16 protein-coding genes are annotated in these 17,160 nt (G+C 40.6%); 7 read left to right on the top strand and 9 right to left on the bottom strand.

Annotation, left to right across the window (positions count from 1 at the left end):
- Positions 1–59 precede the first annotated feature (59 nt).
- The 4 genes from B9A52_RS01655 to B9A52_RS01640 form a co-directional block, all read right to left on the bottom strand.
- Positions 60–485: a nuclear transport factor 2 family protein gene (locus tag B9A52_RS01655; protein WP_084118660.1), complete on the bottom strand. Its 426-nt coding sequence runs from the start codon at positions 483–485 to the stop codon at positions 60–62.
- Complete coding sequence (locus B9A52_RS01650) at positions 486–2,618, bottom strand: prolyl oligopeptidase family serine peptidase (RefSeq protein WP_084118659.1); 2,133 nt, start codon at positions 2,616–2,618, stop codon at positions 486–488.
- Positions 2,619–2,625: 7 nt separating this feature from the next.
- Positions 2,626–3,897 carry a serine--tRNA ligase gene (gene serS, locus B9A52_RS01645; RefSeq protein ID WP_084118658.1) on the bottom strand — a complete coding sequence of 424 codons (1,272 nt, stop codon included), beginning with the start codon at positions 3,895–3,897 and terminating at the stop codon, positions 2,626–2,628.
- Between the two features lie 108 nt (positions 3,898–4,005).
- Entirely contained in the window at positions 4,006–4,773 is a 768-nt protein-coding gene (locus B9A52_RS01640; RefSeq protein ID WP_084118657.1) for a hypothetical protein, read from the bottom strand.
- 72 nt (positions 4,774–4,845) lie between these two features.
- On the opposite strand from B9A52_RS01640, the gene B9A52_RS01635 reads away from it, so the two are divergent.
- The 4 genes from B9A52_RS01635 (at position 4,846) to B9A52_RS01620 (ending at position 8,970) form a co-directional block, all read left to right on the top strand.
- On the top strand, positions 4,846–5,826 hold the full coding sequence (locus tag B9A52_RS01635; RefSeq protein WP_084118656.1) for an isopenicillin N synthase family dioxygenase: 981 nt from the start codon (positions 4,846–4,848) through the stop codon (positions 5,824–5,826).
- Between the two features lie 3 nt (positions 5,827–5,829).
- A complete protein-coding gene (chrA, locus tag B9A52_RS01630; protein WP_084118655.1) occupies positions 5,830–7,026 on the top strand; it encodes a chromate efflux transporter in 1,197 nt (398 codons plus the stop codon).
- A 319-nt stretch (positions 7,027–7,345) separates the two neighbouring features.
- Positions 7,346–7,552: a hypothetical protein gene (locus B9A52_RS01625; protein ID WP_084118654.1), complete on the top strand. Its 207-nt coding sequence runs from the start codon at positions 7,346–7,348 to the stop codon at positions 7,550–7,552.
- Positions 7,549–8,970 (top strand): IS701 family transposase, encoded by a 1,422-nt coding sequence (locus B9A52_RS01620; RefSeq protein WP_449371669.1) that lies wholly within the window; start codon positions 7,549–7,551, stop codon positions 8,968–8,970. Before B9A52_RS01625 ends, B9A52_RS01620 begins: the two co-directional genes overlap by 4 nt.
- Before the next feature lie 475 nt (positions 8,971–9,445).
- On the opposite strand, the gene hpf is transcribed toward B9A52_RS01620, so the two are convergent.
- From hpf to rpsU, 3 genes are all read right to left on the bottom strand, one after another.
- Positions 9,446–9,751, bottom strand: coding sequence for a ribosome hibernation-promoting factor, HPF/YfiA family (gene hpf, locus B9A52_RS01615; protein ID WP_084118653.1), 306 nt, complete (start codon positions 9,749–9,751; stop codon positions 9,446–9,448).
- Between the two features lie 29 nt (positions 9,752–9,780).
- The gene (locus tag B9A52_RS01610; RefSeq protein ID WP_084118652.1) at positions 9,781–10,665 is read right to left on the bottom strand and encodes a tyrosine-type recombinase/integrase; all 885 of its coding nucleotides are present in this window, start codon (positions 10,663–10,665) and stop codon (positions 9,781–9,783) included.
- A 284-nt stretch (positions 10,666–10,949) separates the two neighbouring features.
- The gene (gene rpsU / locus B9A52_RS01605; protein ID WP_084118651.1) at positions 10,950–11,144 is read right to left on the bottom strand and encodes a 30S ribosomal protein S21; all 195 of its coding nucleotides are present in this window, start codon (positions 11,142–11,144) and stop codon (positions 10,950–10,952) included.
- 539 nt (positions 11,145–11,683) lie between these two features.
- On the opposite strand from rpsU, the gene B9A52_RS01600 reads away from it, so the two are divergent.
- Complete coding sequence (locus B9A52_RS01600; protein WP_172805152.1) at positions 11,684–12,865, top strand: 6-bladed beta-propeller; 1,182 nt, start codon at positions 11,684–11,686, stop codon at positions 12,863–12,865.
- 122 nt (positions 12,866–12,987) lie between these two features.
- Here the strand turns inward: B9A52_RS01600 and atpC are convergent, their stop codons facing one another.
- Together atpC and atpD are read right to left on the bottom strand one after the other, a co-directional pair.
- Complete coding sequence (gene atpC, locus B9A52_RS01595) at positions 12,988–13,236, bottom strand: ATP synthase F1 subunit epsilon (RefSeq protein WP_084118649.1); 249 nt, start codon at positions 13,234–13,236, stop codon at positions 12,988–12,990.
- Positions 13,237–13,284: 48 nt separating this feature from the next.
- Positions 13,285–14,787, bottom strand: a complete 1,503-nt coding sequence (atpD, locus tag B9A52_RS01590) for a F0F1 ATP synthase subunit beta (protein WP_084118648.1) — start codon at positions 14,785–14,787, stop codon at positions 13,285–13,287.
- A 455-nt stretch (positions 14,788–15,242) separates the two neighbouring features.
- Between atpD and B9A52_RS01585 the strand changes: the two genes are divergently transcribed.
- Both B9A52_RS01585 and B9A52_RS01580 read left to right on the top strand, forming a co-directional pair.
- Positions 15,243–16,094 (top strand): heme/hemin ABC transporter substrate-binding protein, encoded by an 852-nt coding sequence (locus tag B9A52_RS01585; protein WP_084118647.1) that lies wholly within the window; start codon positions 15,243–15,245, stop codon positions 16,092–16,094.
- A gap of 63 nt (positions 16,095–16,157) precedes the next feature.
- Positions 16,158–17,159 carry a FecCD family ABC transporter permease gene (locus B9A52_RS01580; RefSeq protein ID WP_084123350.1) on the top strand — a complete coding sequence of 334 codons (1,002 nt, stop codon included), beginning with the start codon at positions 16,158–16,160 and terminating at the stop codon, positions 17,157–17,159.
- The last annotated feature ends 1 nt before the right edge of the window (position 17,160 follow it).

The following is a 17,160-nucleotide window of genomic DNA, read 5'->3' as shown; positions in this document are numbered from 1 at the left end:
CGAATAAACCAATCTCAAAACAAAACCCTCCGAAAACTTGAATTTCGGAGGGTTCGTTTTTATCTCTTTTCCTCATACCAGGTCTTATGGACTATTTTCCACTGACCGTCAATTTTGATCAGCGTAAGGTAATCATAATAGTAAATCCCCGGCCAAAAAAGTTCGGTTTTGGCTAAAGCTGTATAGCCTTTGATGTCAATATCCAAAAGCTTATTCTCAAATTTACCGGGATCTCTTTTTTCACCTTTTGCCGTTCCAGAAGCCCATTGTTCATAGGGTGTTACTGTAAAATTTTCACCGCGATATCCGATGAGTCTAGCTGAGGGATCAAAAGCTGCATCAAGTTTCGTTCGATCCCTTTCCATCATGCCATCAAAATAAAGTTGTATGGTGCGCGTGATGGCTTTTTTTTCCTCCTCCTGAGTTTGGGAAAATATAGTTCCACTAGAGGCAAGTAAAAAGACTAAGAGAAAGAGTTTTTTCATCTATTTTCTAGGGAATTCAATTCCCATATTATAAAGACCAAAGGCATAAATATCTGCGATTTCGGAAATCTGCATCGCAGTTGGTTTTCCGGCACCATGTCCGGCATTGGTTTCAATGCGGATCAGGACTGGATTATCTCCCTGTTGTGCATCCTGCAGCGTTGCTGCAAATTTGAAGGAATGTGCAGGAACGACCCTGTCGTCATGGTCAGCTGTGGTCACTAAGGTGGCAGGATAAGCAGCTGGTTTTAAATTGTGTAAAGGAGAATATCCTTTAAGGTACCTGTACATTTCTTCGCTATCGTCGGCAGTTCCATAATCATAAGCCCACCCCGCACCAGCAGTAAATTGATGATACCTCAGCATGTCCAATACCCCAACAGCAGGGAAAGCCACCTTTGCAAGGTCAGGCCTTTGGGTCATCACTGCACCCACCAAAAGCCCCCCGTTGCTTCCGCCCCTAAGGGCAAGGAAATCAGAAGAGGTGTAACCTTCTTGGATAAGGTATTCGCCCGCTGCAATAAAATCATCAAAGACGTTCTGTTTTTTCATCTTTGTGCCTGCCAAATGCCAGTTTTCACCATATTCTCCACCACCCCTGATATTTGGGACGGCATACACTCCACCATTTTCCAACCAAACAGTGGCGGATATGCTAAATGCCGGAGTAAGACTTACCCCGAATCCGCCATAACCAAAGAGTATGGTTGGATTTTTTCCATTCAAGTTCAACCCCTTTTTATGGGTAATGATCATGGGTATTTTAGTTCCGTCTTTGGAGGTATAGAATACCTGCTTGCTTTCAAAAAGCTCGGGATCAAACTTTACCTGAGGTTTGTTATACATTTCGCTTTTCCCTGTGGCAATATCATATCTGTAAATTGTGCCGGGAGTAATGTAGGAAGTGAATGTATAATAGAGTTCTGATTCTTCTTTTTTCGCAGAAAATCCCCCTGCCGTACCTATGCCAGGAAGTTCTACTATTCTTTCCTGCTTTCCGGTATAATCATATTGATGAACTTCTGTCACCGCATCTTTAAGATAGGTAGCGAAAAATTTCCCATTACCTTTGGAGATATCCATAACATTTTCAGTTTCAGGGATGACGTCTTTCCAATGCTGTGGGGCCAAAGCATCTATTCTGGTTTTCACCAATTTATTATTTGGTGCATTCAGGTTAGTGAAAATGAACAATTCTCCGTCCTGATGGTCTACTACATAATGGGTATTTTCCATATCGGAAACCATAGGAATGACCGGTGAGAAAATTTTGGTCAGGTCCTGAATATACAATTCATTTCCGGTAGTGCTGTTGGCTGCGGAAATCACCAAATACTTCCCGTCTTCGGTAACTAAGGCACCAACATATCTTCTCGGGTTTGCATCATCACCAAAAACCAATACATCCTCTGATTGCTTTGTTCCCAGTTTATGGAAATACAATTTATGGTTATTGGTCAGGGCAGATAATTTTGATCCATCAGGTTTGTCATAGGTACTGTAATAAAAGCCCTCTGTTCCTTTCCAGGCTATGCCTGTAAATTTGGCATCTTCAATCTTATCATCTAATAATTCCTTGCTATTGGGATCCATGACGTAGATATCCCTCCAATCCGAACCGGCAACAGACACAGCATAGGCAAATAATTCCCCGCCTTTTGTAAATGCAGAGCCTCCCAGGGAAGTCGTTCCGTCTGCTGAGAGTTTATTTGGGTCTAAAAACAACTCTTCTTCACCATCAGGACCAGATTTCCTGTATAAGATTGACTGGTTTTGAAGACCATCATTTTTGTAATAATAATGGTAATCCCCGTATGTTGTCGGAGCAGATAATTTTTCATAATTCCAGACTTCTTCCAGTCTTTTTCTTATTGCTTCTCTGAATGGGATTTGCTCCAAATAGCCAAATGTAACTTCATTTTGTGCCGTAACCCAAGCCTTGGTTTCTTCTGCATAATCATCTTCCATCCATCTGTACGGATCGGAGACTGTTTCGCCCCAATAGGTATCTATATGATCGATTTTTGTATTGTCAGGATATTCCACTTCTATTGTTGGAAATTTTTGCTCTTGTTGGCATGAAAGGACTAGTGAACTTCCAATTGCCATTGCTAAAATTTTATATGTTTTCATTTATTTTTTAAATCTTATCAAAACCTAAATAAGGCACCAATACTTTAGGCATCCTGATACCATCTTCCGTTTGGTTATTTTCCAAAATGGAAGCTACGATTCTTGGCAAGGCCAAAGCACTGCCATTGAGGGTATGGGCCAGTTGGGTTTTCCTGTCTTCTCCTCTGAAACGCAATTTGAGTCTGTTGGCCTGATAGGTCTCAAAATTGGAAACTGAACTGACTTCCAACCATCTTTCCTGCGCAGCAGAGAAAACTTCCATATCATAAGTCAAGGCTGAGGTGAAACCCATATCTCCACCGCAAAGCCTCAAGACGCGGTAAGGGAGTTCTAATTGTTGAAGCAGGTTTTGGACATATTTGCTCATTTCCTCCAAAGCAATGTAAGATTGCTCAGGATGTGAAATATGTACAATTTCCACTTTATCAAACTGATGCAATCTGTTCAGTCCTCTGACATGCGCACCCCAACTTCCGGCCTCTCTTCTAAAGCATGGCGTATATCCTACATTTTTGATGGGGAGATCCTGTTCCTCTAAAATCACATCCCTGTACATATTGGTAATGGGAACTTCCGCTGTGGGAATAAGAAAAAGTTTGTCAACTGTCGCTTCATACATCTGACCTTCTTTGTCAGGAAGTTGTCCGGTGCCGTAGCCCGAATCCTCATTGACCAAAATGGGAGGTTGAACTTCCATATAACCGGACTTCAAAGCCTCGTCCAAAAAGAAATTTATCAAAGCTCTTTGTAATCTTGCACCTTTTCCTTTGTACACTGGAAATCCTGCACCAGCTATTTTGACACCCAAATCAAAATCAATGATGTCATATTTCCTGATCAGGTCCCAATGGGGTAATTTGTTTTCGGGCAAAGTTGGGATTTTGCCATGTTCCAATACCACCTCATTGTCCTCTGCTGATTTTCCTTTTGGCACAGAAATATGAGGAACATTAGGAACGGTAAATAACAGTTGCTTTAATTCTTCCTCAAGATTGGTATAGGCTGTCTCGAGAGATTTTATCTGTTCCTTGATTTCAGAAGTTCTGGACTTTGCTTTTTCGGCCTCCTCTTTTTTTCCTTCTTTCATCAGGGTTCCAATCTGTCTGGAAATTGTGTTTGATTCTGCCTGAAGATTGTCCCTTTGGGCTTGGGTTTCTTTCCGGTTTTTGTCTATTTCCAATACTTGATGTAAGATAGTTTCTGCATTTGCAAAATTGCGTTTCTGCAATCCCTGCAATACAGATTCAAAGTTGTCCCTGATGTTATTGACAAGTAACATATGTATAAATTTCTAAAGTCTAAATCGATTTGCAAAGATAAGGATGTTCACCGATTGAGTTGAGAAAGACCTGATTTTAATAAGGATTTTGTGACTTCCTATAGGGTTCTATTGAACAATTACTGTTTTTTGGATGCTTGAAAAAGGTCCGTCAAGTTCAGCACCGTTATTCTTTAAAAGTTTTAGCTGTATTAGATGTTCTCCTTTTGGAAGATGGGATATCCTGATTGGATTCAATTTGTTTATTTCATAGGAAAATCCATCAATACTTAATTGGACTTTAAGGCCATCCAATTCCAAATCACCTCCGATAACTAAAAAATCAACAGTAATTTCGGTATTTTCCGGAAAGGTCTGTCCATTGAAAGGGAGATTCACCGCAAGATAGGGTTCTGCTGAATAGGGAAATGGCCTGCTATCCCCCACCAAAAAATCTCTGTCCACATAATTCCCAAATTCTTTCAAAGCAAGTCCTTGGTTGTCCAGCAAATAGGCAACAACCCTATAAGTTCCTTCATTAAGTTCTCTTTGAAATATCGGAGAATTATAACCTATGGGATCGCCCGAATTAAGGATGATATTCAACTGAACTCCGGTCAATCCTTCTCCAAAAGGATAGTTTTTGATATTGAATTCAAAAGGTATTTTTCCTGGTTTGAAACTTTCGCCGTTTAAAGGGGAATACATTTCGATGATGGCATCGGGGAAGTCTTTTTGTTCTTCAAAATAATAAAAGCTGATTTCATTGTTTTCATTAACCAGAGAATCAACAGGGGTGGGGGAATATTTGACTTCTTCCTTTTTGTCCCTAGACCCAGAACAGGAAACGGACATAATCACAAAAATAATGAAAGGAATAAGAAGTGTTTTTTTCATAGTAATAGAGGTGCGAAGGCTAAATTATTTAAATTTGATTTAAATTAATCAAATAAAATCAAATCTAACAATATGGCTGACATACTATATGATCAAATTCCTTCTTTGGATCTGGCTGATTTTACAGGAGGCAATCCTGAGAAAAAAAGGGAATTCGTCAAAAAACTGGGAGAAGCATACAATAACATTGGTTTTGTGGCTATAAAAAACCATGGACTGAGTCAGGATTTACAGGATAAGCTCTATGCTGCAATCAAGAATTTTTTCAGTCTTCCGGATGAAGTGAAAGCCAAATATGAAAAACCGGAAATAGGCTATCAAAGGGGTTATACCGGAAAAGGTAAAGAGCATGCGAAAGGTAGGAATACCGGCGATTTGAAAGAATTTTACCATGTAGGCCAGGAACTTTCTGCCATACCCGACTCCGATCCCATCAAATCCGAGTATTCGGCAAACATTTGGCCGACTGAGCTTCCGGAATTTGAAAAAATCGCTTTGGAAACCTACCGGACTCTTGAAAGTGCCGGTAAAAATATGTTGAAGGCTATTGCGATTTACCTTGGATTGGAGGAAAATTATTTTGAAGATAAAGTCGAACATGGCAATTCCATTTTGAGACAGATCCATTATTTCCCCATTGAGAATCCTGATGCTGTCCCGGCGGATGCGGTTCGAGCAGCAGAACATGGAGATATCAACCTGATTACTTTGTTGATGGGTGCCAGTGCAGATGGACTTCAGGTTTTGAGAAAGGACGGGAAATGGATTCCGATTACAGCTTTGCCCGATCAGTTGGTAGTCAATGTTGGGGATATGTTGGAAAGGCTGACAAACAAGAAACTAAAATCCACTATTCACAGGGTGGTAAATCCACCAAGAGAAAAAATGCATACAAGCAGGTATTCCATTCCATTTTTTATGCATCCCAGATCAGACATGGACCTTACCTGTTTGGAAAGCTGCGTGGACGAGCAACATCCCAAACAATTTGAAGATGCCACTGCAGGGGAGTTTTTGGATGAACGTCTGAGAGAACTTGGCTTAAAAAAATAGGCCGTGTCAGTAAGAAGAGTCAGATATTATCTCTATTTGAAAGACGTATTGTGGTTATCCTTGACCGCTTTCGGCGGGCCTCAGGTTTTTCTTGCGATGGTATTGGACCTTATGGTAAAAAAACGTGGCTATATTAAGGAAGGGGAATTATGGGAACTCAATGCCCTTTGTCTGATTCTTCCCGGACCGACCTCTACGCAGACCATTTCAGCCATAGGATATAGAATAGGTGGGCCAAACCTGGCCTACCTATCTCTTTTGGTTTGGATCCTTCCTGCTACCATTATGATGATAGGGGCAGCTTTCCTGATTGTTTTTCTTCAGGAAAATACCCCTGGAGCGCTGAGTTTTGCGAAATTTATTCAACCGATGGCCATTGGCTTTATCATTTATGCGGCAAGGACTACTATTTTCAAAATGGTAAAAACTACCGAAGCCTCAATTTTGATGATGTTTTCCACATTTATTTCTTTCTTTTATAATTCTCCTTTTATTTTTCCGCTGATGTTGATTGCCGGCGGAGTTACTACCTCTTTGAAATACAGGAATCAGCCCAAACTTGAAGGAGATAAAAGTCTGGTGATTTCGTGGGCAAATTTCTATCTGTGGGGAGGTATTTTGGTTTTTGCAGCCACTTTGGGAGCTATCACCAAAAACCAATCAATTTTACTTTTTGAAAATTTCTATCGGAACGGGAGTTTGATTTTCGGGGGCGGGCAGATTTTGATCCCTTATTTATTTACTGAATTCGTGGAATTCAAGAAGTTTTTGACTTCAGAGGAGTTTTTGACAGGTTATGCCATTGCGCAGGGAATGCCCGGGCCTACATTCAGCTTCAGTTCCTATGTAGGCGCCCTGTCGATGAGAGAATTTGGTATTGTAGGATTGTTGACAGGTGGCTTTGTAGCAGCAGCCGGGATTTTTCTTCCCGGTACCTTTTTGATATTTTTTGTAATCAGGTTTTGGGATCAGCTCAAAAAATACCGTCCGGTCCGGGCAGCCTTGGAAGGAATCAATGCAGTGAGTTGCGGGATGTTGATTGCTGCTGCTTTTTTGCTTTTTGAGCCCTTGGAGGCAAATGCCTTCAATATATTGGCAATCATCGGAACATTCCTGCTATTACAGTTCACTAAGCTTTCATCCCCTTTAATTATTGCTGTTGGGGTTGTAGCTGGGGTTTTGTATAATTTGGTTTTTTAGTTGGGAGAAGCGAGAGATTAGAACCAAAGCCTGCCCCGAGTATCGGGGAGACAAGAGCCAAGAAGCGAGAGGCGAGATGCGAGATGCGAGAACCGAGATCCGAGAGGTAGAGATTCAAAGCTTGCCCGAGTATCGGGGAGCCAAGAAACTGGAAACAAGAGATGAAAAAAAACAACCCTGAAAGGGTTGAACTGTGAATAGCCCCAGGTGAAACCTGGGGCTCGACTTTGGCTATTAACTAGACATAAAATAAAAAAGGGCCGCAATTTGGAATTGTGGCCTTTTTTATTGATTTTTATATCTAGTTATATGACTAGATATGGGATATCCGACTAAAATCCAGCTCATAAAAAGAGCCAAAAGTGAACAATGGTACGTCAACTTTCCTGCCGCAGTGGCACAGGCCATTGAATTCCAGCAGGGGGAAGTTGTGGAGTGGATCATTGATGACCATCAGAGACTTGTTCTTCAGCGAAGTGAAAAGGCAACCGAAGGCCTTAAAAAAAAACTTCCCCCGAAAACCTGAAAGATATCTTCGGATCCCTGTTCTCGGACTGTAAATTGGCCTTTAAGCAGATCCGGACCTGGAAAAGGGCTTCCGTACTTGCAGAAGGTCTTTTGGGCTGTGTCGGCAGGAGTACCGTAACGGGTATGATAACGGCCACCGGACAGCATTTCAAAGACTGGTCGGCGGCATACCGCCTTTTTCAGGGGGACAGGATGAATACCGATGCGCTGTTTTCAGTCATCAGGAAGTCCGTAGCGGATGCTGTTTCGGCGGACGAAGGGGAGATCTATGCCCATATGGACGATACACTTCTGAGAAAAACAGGTAAAAAAGTGGAGGGGGCCAAATGGATGAGGGATCCGCTGGGCCCGCCTTTTCATACCAACTTTGTATGGGGCCAGCGTTTTATACAGATGTCCCTTTCTCTGTGTTCCGGAATGGACAAAGTACAGGCCACGACCGTTCCTGTTGATCTTCAACACTGCCCCACTGCCCGTAAACCCAAAAAGGACAGTCCCCGGGAAGATCATGACCTTTACAGAGAAACACAAAAAAAGACCAAACTGAGCCTGATAGGATCCCAAAGGATCTCTGCCCTCAGAAAGGGGCTTGATTCGGACGGGCACAGAGGAAAAAGTCTGGTGGTGAGCGTGGACGGCAGCTATACCAATGAGACTGTTCTCAAAAAACTTGTTGATAATGTCATCCTGATCGGAAGGGTCCGCAAAGACTGCAAGCTTTATGGGCTGCCCGATGTTTCCCCTGAAAACAGCAAGGGCAGAAAGCGTGTCTACGGAGATGAGCTGCCCACCCCGGAACAGATCCGTCAGTCCGATGAATACGGCTGGAAGGAAGTCAAAGCATGGGCGGCAGGAAAAATACATACTTTCAATATCAAGACGGTAGAGAAGGTGAGATGGGAAAAATCAGGGCCGATGAATCTGAGGCTGGTGGTCATAAGACCTGTCGGATACAGGCTCACAAAAAAATCAAAACTGCTTTACAGGGATCCCGCATACCTGATCTGTACATCCACAGAACTCCCGCTTGAAAAACTGCTGCAGGCATATCTGTGGCGATGGGGTATAGAAGTGAATTTTAGGGACCAGAAAACATTGATGGGATGTGGGCAGGCACAGGTAAGAAAAGAAATACCCTGCAGCAAGGTACCTCAGTTCGTCACCGCCGTTTACTCAATGTTGCTGGTCTCGGCATCAAAAGCCAAAATCACAGAACTGCCAAGGCCCAAGTGGTACAGCAAAAAGAAAAACCGCAGAACAACGACCCAGGACATTATAAACCAGTTCAGGGCCATAAACTGGACTGATTCTGTCAAAATCAATTTCACCGACTTCGTCGCAATGGAAAATAAACAGCGAAGTGCCAAAAATAACCCTATTCATTCACTGTCAAGCTTGTTCTATACCAGAAATTAGCCAAACTTAAGCCCCAGGTGAAACCTGGGGAATAAATGAAGGAGATCCGGATTCAATTACGACCCTGAAAGGGTCGAACTGAACAATCCACTTGTAGAATTTAACCTAAAAAGTGACCAGAAGAATCAGGTTGTGACAAAGAGTTAGGATAGATCCAAAAGGAAAAAGGGGCAGGTGAGAGTCAAGAACCAAGAACCAAGAACCAAGAGACAAGAGACAAGACCCAAGAAGCGAGAGGCGAGATGCGAGATCCGAGAGTCAAGAACCAAAAAATATGAAGCGAGAGGTGAGAAACAAGATTCTGGTGCGGTTCACAAAAAAAGGGCTTTCAACGTGTGAAAGCCCCAATGGGAAATTGTTTGGATATTCGTGATTCTCTTAGTTTTCCGTAAGAAGGCATTTTTTTTATTAATGCTGAGTAAATTATCGATTTAAACCTTCTTCGGTCTTCCGTCTTCGGTCTTCGGTCTCCCAACTATTGCTTGGCTAGAACAACTTTCTCTTTGAATTTTTTGATCTGCCTTCTCAGTGCTTCTACAGCTTCATCTGCAGCCCCTTCAAAAGAGTCACTTTGGTGTTTGGCGAAAAGTGTTTTGCCCGGTACATTCATTTTTATTTCAACGATCTTGTTTTCGTTTTTTTCATGCTTGTCCAGCCTCATAAAAACTTCTCCGTCTATAATTCGATCAAAGTAGGTATCAAGCTTATCTGCTTTTTTTTGAATAAAATCGATAAGCTTTTGATCAGCATCGAAATGGATGGAATGCATTTGAAGTCTCATAACATTATTGGTTTAAAGTTAAACTTATATTAAGCTTTAGGATGTGCCTGTTCAAACACAGCCTTGAGTTTTTCCATGGAATTGTGGGTGTAAACTTGGGTAGCAGCCAGATTGGCATGACCCAAAAGATCTTTTACGGCATTGAGGTCCGCTCCTTTGTTTAGAAGATGTGTTGCGAATGTGTGTCTCAAGAGGTGCGGGCTTCTCTTGGTAGTCTGAGCAAAAAGGTTTAAATAATGTTTTACGATACGATAAATCTTCATAGGGTAAGCCTGCTCTTTGTTGTTTATAACGATAAAATAGTCACTCTGGTCTACAAAAGGAAATGTTTCCTCAAATACTTTTTTGTACGAAATTATATTTTTTTTAAGCCTGTTTGTAAGTGGGATCATTCTCTCCTTTTTCCTTTTTCCGAATACTTTTACCGCATCGGATTGAAGGTCAATATCCCTCCATTTTAACTCCAACAATTCCGAAAGCCGGACTCCCGTGAGATACAAGAATTCCATCACCATCCGGTCTCTTTGTCCATCAAAGGAGGGCTCGTATTCCAATTCATCCAAGATCTTGTCCATGGCTTCTTCCTGTACAAATTCAGGAAGTCTTTTTGGAGATTTCAAGGCTCTGAGTTTGTAAGTCGGATCCTTGGTGATTACTCCCGACCGCATCAGAAATTTGTAAAAAGATCTTAGTGTCGCGATTTTCCTGTTGATGGATGTAGGGCTCAAATTTTGTTCTACCAAATCAACAATCCAGGCCCTTATTTCGGGATGTTCCGCATTACTGATATCTTCCTTTTCAAAGGACAATTGATAAAATTCACTGAACTGATCCAAATCTTTGCGGTAAGCCAATACGGTATGGCGGCTTGCTCTTTTTTCGTACTCTAAATAATTGATAAAGGAATCCAGCATCGGGGGGTCAAACGATCGAAAATGAAGTTAGTGATTTAATTAGAAATATGATAGATAGAAATGGAAATAAGGTTGAAAAATTATTTAATTCAATTTGAAATCGAAGCAAACCTGAGGTCTCTGCTACTTTGAAATTTTAGATGAAGTTGAACATGATTGGGGATTGTAAAAGTTCTTAAAACTGATTTCGAAGAAGCCTGCCGAGATATAAGTCAACAAAAAAGCGCATCCACTTTCGGTAGATGCGCTGATTGATGTGTGTATCTCAAAAAGATAGCAAACAATTACTTCATTTCTTCGGTTTGCATTCTTTGTTTGTAAGCTGCTTTGATTACTTCTTCTCTTCTCTTGACAGAAGGTTTTACAAAGTGCTGACGTGCCCTAAGTTCCCTTACAGCACCAGTCTTGTCAAATTTCTTTTTGAAACGCTTTAGCGCTTTTTCAATTGATTCGTTTTCTTTTACGTTGACTATGATCATATGTATACACCTCCTTTCAGGGTTGCAAAGGTAAGGTAATATTTTACTTTATAAAACTTTTTATCAATATACTAAGTGAACTATAGCAATTTTCGGATTTCGAATGATAAATCTCTCTGACTAATACCCCTCTTACAATTTGAATGCTAGGATAAACTTATTTAACCAATTTGTTATAGATATAAACTAAAAATTTGGTATTCGTTTATTTATTTATTAGTTTAGTTAAGATTATTTAAATGGCCATTTTTCTTATCGATTATTTAATAAATCTTTTAACTTAAAATTTTAGAAAAAATGGAAAAGATCGTTTTAGTCTTAGGGATAATCTCCTTTAGCTTTGGCAGTTTTGCAATTCAGGGTTACAAAATGTAAGCAGATGCCTGTCCCGGTGGGGGGACTTATGATGCATGTCGTTATTCCCCATACGATATTTGTTGGATTAGCGAACAAACATTTTGCGATGAATAATCCGAATTAAATAAAGCATGTCAGGAGACCTGGAAAGGTTTCCTGACTATTTAACAATCCCCAGTCAAATGCATAAATATATTTATCTCTTGATAATGATTACCGTTTTCTTTTCTTGCTCCCCAAAAAAAGAAAAAAACAATAAAACCTTGACTATAGATCTGAAAGAAGCACAAGAAGGCAAACTATCAGATATCTTTAGTTCAATTGATTATAAGTTGTTAGATACGGGAGACAATGAATTCTTGGCGATGCCAGGTAAATTGAGAATAGAAGATAGTCTGATTTTTTTGAGGGATTCACGACTTTCGAATATTCTGATTTATAATTTGGACGGCAGTTTAAATTCAGTCATTAAAGCGCGATTGAATCCTGGGCCAGGGGAGTTTTTACAATCGGAAGACTTTCAGATAGGTGACAACCGGATCAAAGTCAGGGATTATCCCCAAAATAAGTCCTTTATATACGACTTTGAAGGTACATTACTGGATGAAAGTCGAGACGAAGAAGAGTTGTATTACTATTTCTACGAAACCAAAGATTGGAAATTGGCATACATGGGATATTCTAATGGGCCGGATTCAAAACTTTTCCTTAGAAAAGACAGATTGAATAATGAACTGCTTTTCCAGTATTCATTTCCAAATGAGTTCGAAAATTTTAATGTAGGTTCTAAGGATGGCTTTATGCAGGATTATTCAGAGCCTTTGTTTTACTTCTCTATTCCATATAGCTATGAAATAGTCAGGTTTGATGAAAATGGGGTCCTTGATCAAATAATCGAACTGGATATTAAGAATGGTGGTATGACAAAGGAGGAACGGAATCTTTGGGCAAAGGAGAGGAATTTGAGGCAAATGATCAAAGAAAGGAAGCTAGTAGAGCATACAGATTCCTTTTTCCCCATGCAAAATCATTTCTTTATTCACTTGAGACAAAGTACTCCAATGAGTGCGATAAATCACTTCATTGTTTATAGTAAAGATTTTGAATTGATGTATCAAGGTTATGATTTAGAAAATGATCTTGATGGGATGCGTTTAGATGGTGTTCCTTGGAGCTATACTGAGAATTCTATAATTCTTATGATCAATTCCAATCAATTCTATAATGCTTACCTAGAGCGTTTTGCTGGCAAAAGTGTTAAGCAGGTCAAGGGAAACGTTCATGACTTCTTCCAAAAGAATATGGATCGGTTGAAAGAGGAACAGTATGTGATGGTCAGTTTAAATTTGAAATTCAGTCATTGATTTTTTACTGATTTTTTCTTTAGAATATTAAGAGAAAAAGTTGAGAAGAACCCTTCATCCTATGGGAACAAACACAAAACCCGGCTGAAAGCCGGTTTTTGTGTTTGTTTATTTTGACATGTTTAGCCAATTATCTTTTCGGCCAACAAAACAATTTTATTGTCATTCACTTCCACTACGCCTCCTTCAATCAAATGGCTCTTCTTCCCTTCTTTAGTGGTGTAAGATACATTACCCTTTCCTAAAGCGGACACAATAGCAGCGTGGTTTTGTAAAACCTGAAAGGAACCATCAACTCCCGGAAAAGTGGCTTCTGAAACCTCTCCTTCGAATACCGGTTTCTCAGGTGTAACTATGGTTAATTTTATCATTGGTTTTTAATTAATAGAATGATTGTGAGTGAAGATCGAATGATAAATTTATTTTACCTCAGCAAGCATTTTTTCACCTTTCACAATGGCATCTTCAATAGACCCCACCAAGTTGAATGCTGACTCAGGCAAATGATCCAATTCTCCTTCCATGATCATATTGAAACCTTTGATGGTATCTTTGATATCTACCAAAACTCCTTTCAGACCTGTAAATGCCTCAGCAACATGGAAAGGTTGGGATAGGAATCTTTGTACTCTTCTCGCTCTGTGAACGACCATTTTATCTTCATCAGACAATTCTTCCATTCCAAGAATCGCAATGATATCCTGAAGTTCTTTGTATCTCTGAAGAATCTCTTTTACGCGTTGGGCACAGCCATAGTGTTCTTCACCAAGTACCAGGGGATCCAAAATCCTTGAAGTGGAATCCAATGGATCCACAGCGGGATAGATTCCCAATTCGGCGATTTTTCTGGAAAGTACCGTAGTGGCATCCAAGTGCGCAAAAGTAGTAGCCGGAGCCGGGTCAGTCAAGTCATCCGCAGGCACATATACTGCCTGTACTGAAGTGATGGAACCGTTTTTGGTAGAAGTAATTCTTTCCTGCATTGCACCCATTTCAGTGGCCAATGTAGGTTGGTAACCCACCGCTGATGGCATCCTTCCCAAAAGGGCAGAAACTTCAGAACCTGCTTGTGTAAATCGGAAGATATTGTCAATAAAGAATAGGATATCTCTACCGCCACCTTCGCCTTCACCGTCTCTGTAGTATTCTGCAAGGGTAAGTCCTGTCAAGGCAACTCTTGCACGGGCTCCCGGAGGTTCGTTCATTTGACCGAACACAAAGGTCGCTTTTGATTCTTCTAATTTTTTCAGATCAACTTTAGAAAGATCCCAACCACCTTCTGTTTCCAAAGAGTGAAGGAAATCATCCCCGTAAGTTACGATGCCTGACTCGATCATTTCCCTCAAAAGGTCATTTCCTTCACGGGTTCTTTCACCTACACCGGCGAATACGGAAAGTCCTGAATAGGCTTTTGCAATATTGTTGATCAATTCCTGAATCAATACGGTTTTACCAACACCGGCACCACCGAAAAGTCCAATCTTACCGCCTTTAGCATAGGGGCTGATTAGATCAAGAACTTTGATACCTGTATAAAGAATCTCTGTGGTGGTGGATAAATCTTCAAATTTTGGAGCGGACCTGTGAATAGGCAATCTCTTGGCAGAATGCACTTCGGGAAGGCCATCAATCGCCTGTCCGATAACATTGAAAAGTCTTCCTTTGATAGCTTCTCCTGTTGGAACTGAAATAGGTGCCTGATTATCCACTACTTCCTGACCTCTCACCAGACCCTCGGTGGCATCCATTGCGATGGTCCTTACTCTGTCTTCACCCAGGTGTTGCTGAACTTCCAAAATAACCTTGTGGCCATCTTCTCTTGTTACTGTCAAAGCATCCAAAATTCTGGGCAATTCTCCATCTTCGAAGGAAATGTCCACAACAGGACCGATTATCTGTGTTATCTTACCAATATTTGCCATTTGTATTTATTAAAGTAAAAAGAATTCTAGCTTTTTAAATTTGAGTGCAAAATTAATTATAAAAGCTTAATACCAAAGGATGTTTGGAAATTTAATCCTGACACATTGATCTTTTTTATAATGTATTCCATTTGCTCTGTAAGTATCTTAAAACCAGATCCCGGATTTTTTGAACTGCCAACAATCCGTATATGATGGGACCACTCTTTTTCAAATGGTTATTCATAAGAATTCATCTGGATTTTTATATGATAAACAATTAAATATCGATACTTAATCGAGACTTAATCTTTGGTTTTTTTGAATTCCAGATTCATAGAATTTTTCTATCACATTCATTTTTCCTCAATAGGCTGATAAAAAATCTGATCTGATAGAAAAAATCAATTATATTTTATTTGGATTAAATCTAAATACACTGATATTTGTCATATTATTTTAAATCAATCTAATTAATGATAAGAAGTATAAGTTTATTCCTTTTCGGAATGTTGGTTATTGGATGTACAGAAAAAAAGTCTGAGGTTGTTGCGGATAAAGTCAAGATCATTACTGCAGGCGGTACCATTACTGAAGTGGTCAATGCTTTGGGATTTGGCGATGACATCATCGCGACTGACATTACCTCTACCTATCCGGCTACCATGCAGGAGTTACCTTCAATAGGGTACCGTAATCAGATCAAAGCCGAGGGAATTTTGGCATTGGGACCTGATTTGGTCCTGGCAGAAGAAGGTTATATGTCTGAGGACGTGGTCAATCAATTGCAGGCTGCTGGACTTCAGGTCCAATTTTTTGCAAAACCTAAGGATATAGCCGGAACTTATAAAATTGTTACCGAAATCGCAGACTTTCTTCAAGTTGCTGAAAGTGGAAAAGCTATCAATGCTTCCATTGAGGCTGATATGAAAGCATTGGAGAATTATCTCCAAATCCAGTCAACAAATCCCAGTATGGCCTTTGTCATGGCAAGAGGACAGGAAATGGTGTTTGTCGCCGGCGAGGAAACCTTTGCTGAATCTATGATCAATATGGCTGGAATAAATCATGTTGGAATTGGCTTCAAGGATTTTATCCCGCTTACCCCGGAGGCTTTGGTCTCTATGAATCCGGATTACCTGCTCTTTTTTGATTCAGGAATCCAATCCATAGGCGGAATGGACGGTGTCAAAAATATAAGAGGAATTGAAAATACCACAGCCTTCAAACAAAACCAGATACTTTCTTTGGATGGGCAATACCTTTCAGGGTTTGGTCCCAGAGTCGGAAAAGCTGCTTTTGAACTTGCAAAAGCTGTAAGAGAATAATCAGGATTGATACAGACACTTACATACCGCAAAAATAAAACCCAAAACCTTATATTAGGGATTATGGCCATCACTTTGGTGATGATGTCTGTCCTGTCCCTTTCTTTGGGAGCTTTCCAAATCCCCATAAAAAATGTATTGGGAATTCTTTTGAACACTTTGGGTTTGGGTTTTGGCGACCTCACCCAACAACAATCCAACGTTCTGCTGCATATCCGTCTGCCAAGAATAGTGATGGCCATTTTGGTCGGTGGTGGACTCGGGGTTACAGGGGCTGCTTTGCAGGGGCTGTTTAGAAATCCGCTTGTTGAACCCGGGCTGATAGGCGTCAGCAGCGGGGGAGCTTTATTTGCAGTTATATTTATTGTTTTTGGGGGCAGCATTCCCATTTTGGCCTATTTTGGAGGAATTGGCCTGCCTCTTTTTGCTTTTCTAGGTGGTCTGATCAATACCCTTCTGGTATATAAAATGGGAAGTACATCGGGTAAGACAGATATATCATTGTTGATTCTGGCAGGTGTTGCCTTGAATGCCTTATCAGGGGCATTGATAGGATTGGTGATTTTCTATGCCGATGATGCAGCATTGAGAAACTTCACCTTTTGGAGTTTGGGTGATGTCGGTGGGGCCAATTGGAATAAAGTTGGGATCGCGTTCTTCCTTATTTCCGGTCCTGTAATATTGGTCCTTTCCCAATTCAAAAACCTCAACGCACTCGCTATCGGAGAAAACGAGGCATTTCACATGGGTGTGGATGTACAAAAAGTGAAATATATCCTGCTTTTTTCGAGTGCGCTGATTGTCGGAACAGCGGTCTCTCTTACCGGAACTATAGGCTTTGTTGGACTTATAGTTCCCCATTTGATCAGAATGATGTTTGGTGCTGACCATAGGTTGGTACTTGCCGGATCCTTTTTATTAGGGGCCTGTTTATTGACTTTTGCGGATTTGTTGGCGCGCACTATTGTCATGCCATCGGAGATGCCCATCGGAATCATCACAGCTATCATCGGTGCCCCGTTTTTTATCTGGCTTATTATCAATGTTAAAAAAATTAGATCCTGAT

Source organism: Aquiflexum balticum DSM 16537 (assembly GCF_900176595.1).
GTDB classification, from domain to species: domain Bacteria; phylum Bacteroidota; class Bacteroidia; order Cytophagales; family Cyclobacteriaceae; genus Aquiflexum; species Aquiflexum balticum.
The sequence above is the reverse complement of the archived record's forward strand: the minus strand, read 5'-3'. Positions and strand labels throughout refer to the sequence as shown.

Excerpts from the sequence above, each read along its gene's own strand:
- B9A52_RS01585 (WP_084118647.1), top strand. The coding sequence starts at position 15,243 with ATGATAAGAAGTATAAGTTTATTCCTTTTCGGAATGTTGGTTATTGGA.
- B9A52_RS01655 (WP_084118660.1), bottom strand. The coding sequence starts at position 485 with ATGAAAAAACTCTTTCTCTTAGTCTTTTTACTTGCCTCTAGTGGAACT.
- rpsU (WP_084118651.1), bottom strand. The coding sequence starts at position 11,144 with ATGATCATAGTCAACGTAAAAGAAAACGAATCAATTGAAAAAGCGCTA.
- B9A52_RS01650 (WP_084118659.1), bottom strand. The coding sequence starts at position 2,618 with ATGAAAACATATAAAATTTTAGCAATGGCAATTGGAAGTTCACTAGTC.
- hpf (WP_084118653.1), bottom strand. The coding sequence starts at position 9,751 with ATGAGACTTCAAATGCATTCCATCCATTTCGATGCTGATCAAAAGCTT.
- atpC (WP_084118649.1), bottom strand. The coding sequence starts at position 13,236 with ATGATAAAATTAACCATAGTTACACCTGAGAAACCGGTATTCGAAGGA.
- B9A52_RS01610 (WP_084118652.1), bottom strand. The coding sequence starts at position 10,665 with ATGCTGGATTCCTTTATCAATTATTTAGAGTACGAAAAAAGAGCAAGC.
- B9A52_RS01600 (WP_172805152.1), top strand. The coding sequence starts at position 11,684 with ATGCATAAATATATTTATCTCTTGATAATGATTACCGTTTTCTTTTCT.
- B9A52_RS01625 (WP_084118654.1), top strand. The coding sequence starts at position 7,346 with ATGGGATATCCGACTAAAATCCAGCTCATAAAAAGAGCCAAAAGTGAA.
- B9A52_RS01580 (WP_084123350.1), top strand. The coding sequence starts at position 16,158 with ATGGCCATCACTTTGGTGATGATGTCTGTCCTGTCCCTTTCTTTGGGA.
- atpD (WP_084118648.1), bottom strand. The coding sequence starts at position 14,787 with ATGGCAAATATTGGTAAGATAACACAGATAATCGGTCCTGTTGTGGAC.
- serS (WP_084118658.1), bottom strand. The coding sequence starts at position 3,897 with ATGTTACTTGTCAATAACATCAGGGACAACTTTGAATCTGTATTGCAG.
- B9A52_RS01640 (WP_084118657.1), bottom strand. The coding sequence starts at position 4,773 with ATGAAAAAAACACTTCTTATTCCTTTCATTATTTTTGTGATTATGTCC.
- B9A52_RS01635 (WP_084118656.1), top strand. The coding sequence starts at position 4,846 with ATGGCTGACATACTATATGATCAAATTCCTTCTTTGGATCTGGCTGAT.